The following is an 11,507-nucleotide window of genomic DNA, read 5'->3' on the forward strand; positions in this document are numbered from 1 at the left end:
TTATGAAGATAATAGAAAAAGTGTTAGATAACTTGAAAAACGGTGAAAATCTTTCGCAAAACGTAAATTTTGTGAAAGAATATTTACTTTCTGCAAAAGAAAAAAGTAAAAATGACATTACAAAAGCATTTCGTTATGCAAACGATGATGAATGATATACAACAAAAGAAGATATTAAATTTTTTATTGATAATGCTAAAATTCCCCAAAATAAGGTAATTTGATGTCCGTTTGATTTACCTGATTCAAATTTTGTAACTGTATTTAAAAATAATGGCTATAAAGTTCTTTCATCACACATATATAATAGACAAGATTTTTATAAATATCAACCAGATGAAAATTGAGATATTATCATTAGCAATCCACCATTTAGAAATAAACATAATTTATTAAAAAGACTTCTTGAATTTAACAAACCATGAGCACTGATCTTTGGAATTCAAGCATTAAATAGTGAAAAATTTTGTGATTTTTTACAAAAATTCAAGAGGGTGCAATATGTACATTTAAAACGTAGAATGTGTTTTACAAAGAATTATTTGAACTATGATCATATGAATTTGCAAAGGCCATCATTTGCAAGTATGTGAATTGCTAACGACTTATTCGATAAAGATATCCAGGTATGGAAAGGTGTAGATTACAAAAAAGATGGAAAAGAATATACATAAAAATATAATACAAATTTGTATTTCTGATAAATATTTTGATTCTTTATTTATTCAACTAAAAAATATAGATAGCAAAAAGACACAAAAAGATTTAAAAAGAACCATTTTAGATGAACTTATATATAATAAATTCATTAATAATATTTCTCCAAATAATATCAACTGAATTTTTGAGAAGAAACAATATCAAGGTTTGTTTATTACGAATACCAACACACTTGTTTATTTTAGTCAAAAACTAAACAAAAAATTTAAATTAAAAAGCAGAAACGCTTTTATTAAGCAAAACTCTCTACCTATTATTAAATTATACGAAAACAATCCACAATTCAAGAATATTTACCTTTGTTTAAATCCTTTAGATTGATATTTCTTAAAGTTAAAAAATCAAAAACTTTACATTTCAAATTCTGTAATTCTCGATCTTGAACAACTAATATATATAGATTTTAAAATTAGTTATTCATTTTTAGATTTTATAGATCAGAATATAAAAAATAAAACAGAAAACTTATCTAGAAATCTCTCATTAATTCAGTCTATAAAACAGAAACAATTATCTAGTTTAAAAAATAAACTTAATAAGCCGTTAATTATTGAGTATCAAATGATAAAAAATCACATTTTTATTGATGTTTATGGTAAATTTGATGGTGTCAACAGACAAGACACATTATTGTCATGTAAAATTATTTCAAAATTATCACACCAATTTGAACAAAAAACCTTAAATCTTTGATTGCTAAATGGTGATTCTGTTTCTATGAACATAAAAAAGTATGTGACTTCATTAGGTTTTTCCTTCCAGTATAACACAACCGTAAATGAGCAAACTAACAAATATAATTACGATATAGATAAAACAAAACAATTTTTATTAAGAAATCAAAAATTCCTTAGAGCCAATATATATAAAAAATACAATAATTATATTAATATAGGTGAATGTTTTGCTTGTGATTATAATATTAATGAAAATCTTATAACAGCACATATTTATCGTCATACAGATATTCAAGCAGAGCATCAAAAAAATAATATAAGTATCGATGATGCATTTAATTTAACCACATCAGGTGATAACAGATTTCTTTTGTGTCCAAACCATGATAAAGAATATGAAAAAGGTGTTATTTTTTTCGATCCATTTAGTTTTGCTTTCAAGGTAAATAAACACTTTTTTCTAAAGCATGAAACAAAAAAAATAAATTATGTAGATTCAAAACTAATTAATAAATTTAATAATTTACCAAAAAATGCTTTATCATCTATCTTCAATACAAATTTTATAAATAACATTAGCAAACATATAGCCAGATTAAAAATTATCAATGAATAGATTTTTTGTTAATTGTAAAGAAGATAATTATTTCATTTTGGATGCAGATGTTTTAAAACATCTTAGTGTGATAAGAATACAAGATAGACACTTCATCTGTGTTTATCAAGAAAAATTTTATGAGTGTGTTTTAGAACATAATAAAGCGAAAATAATAAGGGAACTAAATCTTTTTAATGAACATAAATATAAAGTTGTTTTAGCTTTATCGGTTATTAAATATGAAAGATTTGAATGAGCTTTACAAAAAGCTACTGAATTAGGTGTGGATATTATAATACCGATGCAAACAGAATTTACTAATAGGGAGTTAATTAACCATTCTAAATTTCAAAAGAGAATTCATAGATTTAAAAGTATCATCAAAAATGCTGCAGAACAATCTTTTAGAAATAAAATTCCCGAATTATTACAGTTACAAACTTTTGACCAAGTGATTACATACCAAGTTGATAATAAAATTTTAGCGCATGAAAAGGTTGATTTTCAAATTAAAATAAACCAACCTATATCAGAAAATACTTTATTTTTTGTTGGTCCTGAAGGTGGTTTTAGTGACAAAGAAGTAACAAAAGCCATGGATAATAACATCAAAATAGTTTCACTTGGAAAAAGAATTTTAAGAGCAGAAACTGCTGCAATTTTCATGTTATCACAGCTTGAAATTGACTAATTCATATATATACAAGTCGAATTTAGCATAAAAATTTAAACTTCTTAAATTCGTGTTATATTAATTTTCTGGTATAATAAATTAGCATTTTTAAAAAATATGTCAATTTTAATTAACGTAGGAGGATGTATGAGACAAACAACTATTGTAAATACACAACAAGCAAATAAAAAATGATATGTAATCGATGCTGAAGGACAAGTTTTAGGTCGTCTTGCTGCATTTGTTGCTTCTGTTTTAAGAGGAAAAAATAAACCTACATTTACACCAAATGCTGATATGGGTGATAATGTTGTTATTGTAAATGCCGCTAAAGTTATTTTGACTGCTAAAAAAGATGAACAAAAAATTTACTACTCACACTCAGGTTATCCTGGTGGTTTAAAAAGTATTACAGCAGCAAAGTTAAGAGTAAAAAGACCTACTGCATTAGTAGAAAAAGCAGTTAGTGGAATGATTCCTCATACAAAACTTGGTAATAAACAGCGTCGTAATTTATTTGTTTATGCAGGTCCAGAACATAATCAAAAAGCACAAAATCCAGAAAGATTAGAGGTTAAATAATGAACCAAAAATTAGAATACCGTGGTTTAGGAAGAAGAAAATCATCTGTTGCTCGTGTTAAATTAACACCAGGAAAAGGAAAATTTTTAATCAATAAACGTGATGCTCGTGAATATTTAACATCTGATATATACTTAAAAGATGCTAATCAACCTTTTGTATTAACTGAAACATTCGGAACATTTGATGTTAATGTTAATGTATGTGGTGGTGGATTAAGTGGTCAAGCCGGAGCAATAAGATTGGGTATTGCTCGTGCTTTATTAGAAGCAAGCGCTGATTACCGTGCTATCTTAAAAAAAGCAGGAATGCTTACTAGAGATGCTCGTGCTAAAGAGCGTAAAAAACCTGGATTACGTGCTGCACGTCGTGCAAGACAATTCTCTAAACGTTAATTTTCAAATAATGCTAGATTATTATATAAATATGATATAATAGTCTTGCTTATGCGAGCGTAGCTCAGCTGGTTAGAGCACACGACTGATAATCGTGAGGTCGATGGTTCAAGTCCATTCGTTCGCACCATATCAAATTTGACTAAACAAAAGAAGGTTTTACCTTCTTTTGTTTTTGTCTTTATTGTTTTCTTAAATATTTTCTCGATCTTTGTAAAATAAAAATGCTTGATATAAGTCTTTATAAATTACATTACCATTGCTTAACTCTTTAAAATGATAACCAAAAATTAAAAAATAGAATATCGGTAGTGCAGATTTTGAGTTTATTATAAAGGCCTTTACAGATAACATATTCATCAAAAACTTCTTATTATTATCAAAAAGATGATACAATGGTTTGTTTTCATCTGATTTAGACTCTGTTTCACCACTTAAATATAATTCGCTTTCATCATATTCAAAGTATATTAGTCATTCATTGAAGTTATTTTTCATCTTTTTGTTTTTAATGTACATCTGTATTATAAAATAAAATAAAAGAATAATTATCAAAAGATATACAGCATCAAAAATATGAAAATAACTTAAGGTGTTAATCAAGTCGTTATCAAAGTTGATTATTTTATAAACAGATAAATTTATTAATAATTCATTTAAAAATAAGGAAAAAGTTATAAATAATAAGAAGATACCATATGAATATAGCTTATTTTTACTTTCTTTTATATATAACAATGCACCTTTTTTAAATAATATATTTGTTTTCTTTGCTTCAGAAATATGTATTAGTTTTTCTGTTTTATATAAAAGAAAATTAGTAAATGAATTATCTTGAACAAACAACTTAATCAATAAAGCAAATGAAAATAAAGATATTATGAAAAATAAATTTATAGTCGTTAGTATAATAATGGATACAATCATTATTTAAACTTCCTGATTAAAAAAATTCACATAATCCATATATAAACCATAAAAATAATCACTATGTTCTTCTTTAAAAGATTTGTGCATATCAAAGATAAAAAATGCAAAAATATCATATGCATCGGCTTTGAATAACTTTTTAAATTCCTTAGTTGTCATTATCCTATCCTTAAAATCAAAAATATTTGTTGGTAAATGTATATAATTATTTATCGGCAACCCACTATTAAAATAAATATTTACATCTAGCATATTTTTAGTATCTAAAATGTTTGTATTTTTTACTTTATAATCAAAATATTTAAGTACTTTTTTACCAAGAAAATAACCCTTAAAACAATATCTAAATGTGAATATATCCATAACCAAAAAGGCTATATATATAAATACAAAAAGTAATATCATTTCTGGGAATGTTTTAGAATTCAAATAATGATCTAATAAAATAAATAACAAAGTAAGTGGTGGTAAACTAACAAATCTAAAGATTATGATTATAAACCAATATAATATTTTTCGATTGTAGGTCAATAGATACTTACGAAACTTATATCAACCTTTAATAAAATTTATGTGGTATTCTTTAGTTTTTTGAGTTATATCCCTTATATATGTATCTTTTGTTATAAAAAAGAAGTTTTGATATCTTTTTGTATAAATAACAACAAAAAATATATGTACTAGAATCACAAAACAAATATTTATAATAAGAAAAATAAAAATATATTCTATTGTCATATTATCCTAAATTATCAGTTTTTGTTTTATTAGGTAATTTTCTTATATATCAATAATTATATTTTTTGTTATATACTTTTTGCAACCCTCATAAATGAAGTAATCAATCTGGCTTATCTAACATTTGATTTAAAGTTAATACTTCATTGGTTTTAAGATTTTTGAAAACTAAATTTCTTCCACCTATACCACCTTGGTTATAAGGTTTATTTAGTGGTGTTTCCTTTACAACTACTCATTCTACGGGTTTAATATTATCTAAATTTGATGCGATGTTTTTTAATTTATTCTCTAATGATCTTAGATAGTCATTTACATGAGCATTCATATTATCTATATTTTTAATTTCTAAACCAGATAAGACTCCATCTAGTATGTCAAGTTCAAATCAAGGAATATGAACAAACATTTTTTGCACAAATACACATTTACTTACTTTGCTAAATTTAAAAAAATTTCTTTTATAATTTTTAGCAAGAGTATAAATATTTCATGTTCATCCTGAAATTACATTCTTAGCATATGAATAACCTTCTAAAACTCCATCCAGCAATGATGATTCAGGTAAATTAAAAAATCCCTTTAATTCTTTTCTGTTTTTTATATAAGCATCTCTTTGTGTTTCAAAACTATTTATTATAGCACTTAGTATAAAAGAAGTTGTAGCAGACAAACCACTCGCAATGAATCCTAAACCCAAACTAAATATCCCTAAAAAGAAACTAAAAGCAGAAGCGACAGCAGTACCTACTTGTAAACCGTACATAATTTTTAGTCTTTTGTTATATCAAAGTATATTATCATTTATATCTTTATATGTTTTTACAATTTTATCTTTCTCTTTTTCAAGTTCAAAAAACTGCTTTGTAAGTGTTTTTGAGTTTACTTCATTATTATCAATATTAATAACATAACCTTTATTTGTATCTAAAATAACTCTTTTTATTTTTGTTTCATCTCGTAAAGATTCTTTTGTTTGTTCTTTATTATTAGTGATATTAGATTTAAAATTATTCAATGATGTCTTTAATTCTTTTTTAAATTTTTTATATCCATCATTTGAAATAAAATTGTTGATTTTTTCTTGTTGTTCTGGTGTAACTACATTTTTTTCTTTATATATTTTTACAAAATTACTTGCTAGTTCCTTAAAATCAGTTATGGAAATCTCATTGACTGCTTTTACTGTGCCTTTTTTCTTTGACATTAAATTTTCGACTATATTATCAAGTAACACATCTTTATTTTTAAACAAAGATTTAGACAAATATGAAACTTTTTCTAATTCATTATATTTTTCAGTATAAGTAAGGTTTTTAGTTAGCTTACTTTCTATTTGAACATTATTTTGATTTATTCCAGATAAACCACTTAGTCCTGCAATGGGTTCACCTAATTGAAAAATTACTTTTTTCATATAATTCCTTTTATGTTTTAATTTTATCAAAAATTTTGTATTTTATACAACCTATTTATAGACAAATATTAACTTAAATTATATGTTAAGCGATAAAAGTGTATAAGTGTTTCTTCATTTTTTTAATTAAAATGCATAATAATGAAAATATTTTCGTGTTTTTTAGGTAATTTGTCTTGAATTGCCAACTTTCGACTTGTTTTTTTTTTTTTTTTGTAAAATAAATCTATGAAACTAATAAGACTTATAAAATATTCAATTTCATCGTTTATACCTGTTATAGCCATTACAACAAGTTGTTCTAAGGTAGAAAGAAAAAAAGAAGAACCTAAAAACCTGGATATTTCATATGATTATGATATTTTTACTGTTCCATATCAATATACAAACTTTATCAATAAGTTAGAAGCACTAGATGCAAATGATTATGATTTTGTGATAATAAAAACAAGTAAAATTGGTATCACAAAGAAGTTTACAAGACAAGAATTTATCAAGCTACAAGCAAAAATTAAGTCAAACACTTTAAAATTTAATCTAGATACTAAATCAGAAACATTGCTTACATTAGATGCAAACAATGATAAAGAACTTAAATCAATTGAAAAAGAATTACAAAAGTTTTTTAATAACTATTATGTGGATATTAATTGATTTGAGGACACATTAAAAAATATGATTCACGATGCAGGTGGCGGAATTAGTGGTAGAATTTCATATCAAAAAGCAGCCAAAAACAATAAACTCAATGAATATAACGAAGTTGTAAGCGAAATAAAAAACTTCTTCATTAAAAATGCCAATATCAAACTTGCCGATGATTTGCAAATAACAGAAATTAATCAAAATATCAAACCAGGTTATTCGCTAAAAATTAAACTTAAAACAAGCGAGAAAAACTACGAATCAAATGTTATTAAAATTGACTTTTCAAAACCTAAAAAAGATTGAAACGATGCAAGAATTATAGATGAAAATTTAAGAAACACAATAACTAAGAAAATGAAAATTGCTATAAATGACTATTTTGAAAGAAATGAAAATGCAAAAAACTTTATAAAATTCATTAAACTATTAATTTTAATCGATGACAGAGGGATCATAGCATCAAAAATTAGTAACTCTCTTTCGAAATTTGTTTGAGAAATGGTTTCTAAACTTCCTTTTATTAAATATGTTCCTTTCTTTTTGAAACATAAGTTAGAATTGATAACAAATAGTTTTGTAAATAGATTCATAAATAGATTCATAAATATTGCAATTGCATCACTGAAAAATAAAATCGCAGCAGGGTAAATACTCTGCTTTTTTTAAAAGGACAAAAAAATGGTGGAAGCAACGGGAATCGAACCCGTGTCCACACATAAATATAATTCATACTTCTACAGTTTAGTTTATTTTATTAATCAAATTATTTAAAACAAACAAAATAAATAACTTGATTTTAGCTTATTTAAGATTATTTATGCTAACTAATAACCCGATCCTTGTAAACCTTGTTTAATAGTCCAGGAAAAACTAAAAACAACTTGCTCTCTAATTCTTATGCGAAAGCAAAATTTGATTGTGTTGCAAAGAACACTGGTGAAACTTCTGGAGTTTCTGTTTTATTATCTTTTCCGTTTAAAAAAGCCTAGTAGAAATTATAGTCTTCCACACTACTGCGATACAAATTTACCTATATATGTCGAAACCATTATGCCCCCAAATAAGTTTTTAAAGTTTTTTGTAACCTTTTTTCAACTTCTTTTTTGGCTATTCTTTCACGTTTGTCATACTTTTTCAACCCTTTAGCAACTGCAATTTCAACTTTTATCTTTGATACTTTGTTAAAATAAATTTTTAAGGGAATAAGTGTAACCTGTTGAGTATCCAAAATATGTTTTAACTTACGAATTTCACTTTTATGCATTAATAACTTACGGATTCGGGTAGGTTCACATTTTACTTGCATATATTCTTTAAAAAATGCTTCATTTAAATATATTTCATTTTTATAAATTGAACCATAAGCAACATCAATACTTACAGAATTAGCGCGGGCTGACTTAACCTCTCATCCTTGTAGTTGAATACCTGCTTCATATTTATCTAAAATTTCATAATCTCGATGCGCTTGCTTATTATTTGCAATAATTTTCATAAGTTAATATATTATACAATTTTATTCGAATCATATAAAATGAGAATCTGTTTTTTATAAACCTTTATACATAATAATTTCTTAATTATTAAAATTTACATAGTCAAAATATAGCCCGTGATAATATGCCTCATGTTCTTTTCTAAATGATTCGTGCATTTTATAAATAAAGAATGCATATACATCCTGTGCATCTGTTTTAAAAGTTTTCTTAAAATAAGAAACTCTTAATAAGCGAACTTTATCGTCAAAAAATCATCTTGGGATATATATATAATTATTTGGTTTCAATCCGTTATTAAAATATACTGATGCATCTAATAGTGGTTGGTCTTCTATAACTATTGCTTGTTTAACACGCAGTTCAAAATGTCTAAGTGACTTTTTACTAAATAAAAAACCTTTAATATAAACATAGAATACAAACATAAATGCACTATAAGGAATAACTAACATACTTAAAAATTGAAATATTCAAATACCGGAAGATCCACCTTCTTTTTGATAAAGCACCATATTAGTAATATAATAAATGAAAATCACAATTAAGAGAAAACTTGTAATTGAAACAATATATAAAAGTTCTTTATAGATTTTATATATATATTTTTGTATTTTATTTCAACCATTAATAAAAGTAATGTGATATTCATTTGATTTTATTTTTATATCACGTTTATAAACATCTTCTATAATAAAACAAGGATATTGATATCTTATAATATACAATAAAATAAAAGTTGGCATCAAAATTAATAGAATAAAACCCGCCATACCACCATTAATTCCTAAATAAAACTCTAATGGCATTTTTACCCTAAATTATCTATTTTTGTATGATTAGGTAATTTTCTTATGTAAAATTGTTTGGTTTTTGGGTTATAAACTTTCCTAAGATTTCATAATCATAGTTGTATGTCAGATTTTTTCAGCATTTCATCTATATTCAGAACTTGCCCAGTGCTTAGGTTTTTAAAAACTAAATTTTTTCCTCCTACTCCACCGTTACTATAAAGATCAGTTTGTAGTGTCTCTTTTATAACAACTCATTCAACTTTCTTAATCTCATCAATTTCTTTTGAGATAGCAATTAATTTTGATTCAATACTAGATAAAAAATTATTTATTTTAACTGCTACATCGTTTGTTTGTTTTATTTCGTTAGCATTAGTATATATATCGAGTCCGTCTAAGGCTAGTGATGGTATATGAATAAAAAGTGATTTGAGAAGTTTTGTGCTCCCTTCGATAGCGAATTTAAAAAAATAACCTTCCTTATAATTCTTTGCTGCTGAAAATATGTTAAGTGCATATCCATCAATTACATTACGTGCATATCCATAACCTTCATATACACTTTCACCAATATTTTGTTTTGATGGTTTAAATATCTTTTGTAATTGCTTCATATTATTTAAATATACATCTCTTTGTGTTCTTATATTTGAGATTGCAATACTTAGACCAATTGATGCAGTCGTTGAAACTACTGTCCCGATGAAGCCTCAGCCCAAGCTAAAAAAACCTATTATTGTACTTATTACAGAAGCAACTGACATACTTACTTGTGCTGCTAATAATTTTTTTAGTGTACTATTTAAATAAACAAGATTATCATTTATATCTTTATAAATCGAATTTAATTGTTTTACTTGCTTTTCTAATTCAAAAAAGTGAATAGTTAATTTTTTTGAATTTTCTTGTTGGTTGTTAATATTTATTTGATAACCTTTTTCTCCATCTAAAACAATTTGCTGAATTTCTTGACTTGATCTATTTCTTCTTTTATAGTCTTCATATTTACTTCTTAAATCCGATTTGAAATTATTCAAGTCTTTTTTAAGTTTCTTTTTAAATTCTACGAATCCTTTATTGTTAATATAATCACTTAATCTACTTGCTTGTTGATTTGTAATTAACTTCTTTTGTTTATATATATTTATAAAGTTTTCAGATATTTGCTTAAAGTTTGAAAAAGTAATTTCTGTTGTTGCTTTTGTTACAGTTTTACTTTTTGAAGCAATGCTTTCTGTAAGATTATCTAAAATTTTATTATTATCTTTGAATAAATCTTTTGTAAGCAAATCATCATTTATAAAATCTAATACAACTCTTTTTTCTTCATTTTGAACTTCTAATTTAACATTATGTGCTGGAACACCAGCAATACCACCCAAACCAGAAATTGGATCACCTAAATCAAATAGTAATTTTTTCATATTTTCCTTTCTTATTTTATGTTTTCATTTTATCAAAATTCATAAAGTAGGACAAAAAGATTATCATAAATACCTGTTAATCCTTTCGTCCTACTTTGTATTAATTATTAAACAAGGACATAAAAATTAACAGAAAATTAACATTGTATCATCTCTGCATATTGCTGAGGTGATTTTCAATCTAAAACAGATTGAATTCGTTTTGTATTATATCAAATTATGTATTGGTGTATTAGTTTTTTTAATTCAACGAAAGTAATTTTTGAATAATCAACCTTTTTTAGTCATTCAGATTTTAAGCAAGAAAATCAATACTCGATTTCTCTATTATCCAAAGAATTACCAACTCTTGAAAATGATACTTTTCCATTCTTTCTTTCTATCATATCAATATAGTATTTTGAAGTATATTGAT

13 protein-coding genes, 1 tRNA gene and 1 other RNA gene are annotated in these 11,507 nt (G+C 25.0%); 7 read left to right on the forward strand and 8 right to left on the reverse strand.

Translation table 4 applies throughout. From position 1 onward, the window contains the following. Window positions 1–2 precede the first annotated feature (2 nt). From ACXYRN_RS01010 to ACXYRN_RS01035, 6 genes are all read left to right on the forward strand, one after another. Window positions 3–674: a hypothetical protein gene (locus ACXYRN_RS01010; RefSeq protein WP_458597583.1), complete on the forward strand. Its 672-nt coding sequence runs from the start codon at window positions 3–5 to the stop codon at window positions 672–674. Then, a complete protein-coding gene (locus ACXYRN_RS01015; RefSeq protein WP_458607339.1) occupies window positions 655–2,013 on the forward strand; it encodes an HNH endonuclease family protein in 1,359 nt (452 codons plus the stop codon). Before ACXYRN_RS01010 ends, ACXYRN_RS01015 begins: the two co-directional genes overlap by 20 nt. Further along, on the forward strand, window positions 2,006–2,686 hold the full coding sequence (locus ACXYRN_RS01020; protein WP_458607340.1) for a 16S rRNA (uracil(1498)-N(3))-methyltransferase: 681 nt from the start codon (window positions 2,006–2,008) through the stop codon (window positions 2,684–2,686). Before ACXYRN_RS01015 ends, ACXYRN_RS01020 begins: the two co-directional genes overlap by 8 nt. A gap of 129 nt (window positions 2,687–2,815) precedes the next feature. Next, the gene (rplM, locus tag ACXYRN_RS01025) at window positions 2,816–3,250 is read left to right on the forward strand and encodes a 50S ribosomal protein L13 (RefSeq protein ID WP_435128939.1); all 435 of its coding nucleotides are present in this window, start codon (window positions 2,816–2,818) and stop codon (window positions 3,248–3,250) included. After that, window positions 3,250–3,645 (forward strand): 30S ribosomal protein S9, encoded by a 396-nt coding sequence (gene rpsI, locus ACXYRN_RS01030; protein WP_435128936.1) that lies wholly within the window; start codon window positions 3,250–3,252, stop codon window positions 3,643–3,645. Before rplM ends, rpsI begins: the two co-directional genes overlap by 1 nt. A gap of 53 nt (window positions 3,646–3,698) precedes the next feature. Continuing rightward, window positions 3,699–3,775 (forward strand) — tRNA-Ile (locus ACXYRN_RS01035). 62 nt (window positions 3,776–3,837) lie between these two features. Here the strand turns inward: ACXYRN_RS01035 and ACXYRN_RS01040 are convergent. The 3 genes from ACXYRN_RS01040 to ACXYRN_RS01050 all read right to left on the reverse strand — a co-directional run bounded on the left by ACXYRN_RS01040 (window position 3,838) and on the right by ACXYRN_RS01050 (window position 6,730). Then, complete coding sequence (locus tag ACXYRN_RS01040; RefSeq protein ID WP_458597586.1) at window positions 3,838–4,500, reverse strand: hypothetical protein; 663 nt, start codon at window positions 4,498–4,500, stop codon at window positions 3,838–3,840. Window positions 4,501–4,575: 75 nt separating this feature from the next. Next, window positions 4,576–4,827 (reverse strand): hypothetical protein, encoded by a 252-nt coding sequence (locus ACXYRN_RS01045; protein WP_458607341.1) that lies wholly within the window; start codon window positions 4,825–4,827, stop codon window positions 4,576–4,578. A 487-nt stretch (window positions 4,828–5,314) separates the two neighbouring features. Then, window positions 5,315–6,730, reverse strand: a complete 1,416-nt coding sequence (locus tag ACXYRN_RS01050; protein WP_458597588.1) for a hypothetical protein — start codon at window positions 6,728–6,730, stop codon at window positions 5,315–5,317. Between the two features lie 228 nt (window positions 6,731–6,958). On the opposite strand from ACXYRN_RS01050, the gene ACXYRN_RS01055 reads away from it, so the two are divergent. Beyond that, entirely contained in the window at window positions 6,959–8,026 is a 1,068-nt protein-coding gene (locus ACXYRN_RS01055; RefSeq protein WP_458607342.1) for a hypothetical protein, read from the forward strand. Window positions 8,027–8,057: 31 nt separating this feature from the next. Here ACXYRN_RS01055 and ssrA read toward each other — a convergent pair. From ssrA to ACXYRN_RS01080, 5 genes are all read right to left on the reverse strand, one after another. Beyond that, window positions 8,058–8,436, reverse strand: a transfer-messenger RNA (tmRNA) gene (gene ssrA, locus ACXYRN_RS01060). Then, on the reverse strand, window positions 8,427–8,873 hold the full coding sequence (gene smpB / locus ACXYRN_RS01065; protein ID WP_458597590.1) for an SsrA-binding protein: 447 nt from the start codon (window positions 8,871–8,873) through the stop codon (window positions 8,427–8,429). Before smpB ends, ssrA begins: the two co-directional genes overlap by 10 nt. Before the next feature lie 81 nt (window positions 8,874–8,954). Beyond that, window positions 8,955–9,683 (reverse strand): hypothetical protein, encoded by a 729-nt coding sequence (locus ACXYRN_RS01070; protein ID WP_458597591.1) that lies wholly within the window; start codon window positions 9,681–9,683, stop codon window positions 8,955–8,957. 2 nt (window positions 9,684–9,685) lie between these two features. Continuing rightward, the gene (locus tag ACXYRN_RS01075) at window positions 9,686–11,092 is read right to left on the reverse strand and encodes a hypothetical protein (RefSeq protein WP_458607343.1); all 1,407 of its coding nucleotides are present in this window, start codon (window positions 11,090–11,092) and stop codon (window positions 9,686–9,688) included. 137 nt (window positions 11,093–11,229) lie between these two features. Further along, window positions 11,230–11,507 (reverse strand): IS3 family transposase (locus ACXYRN_RS01080; protein ID WP_458607344.1); only part of this gene is annotated, 278 nt, incomplete at its 5' end.

This window comes from Mycoplasma sp. 4423 (assembly GCF_054353855.1).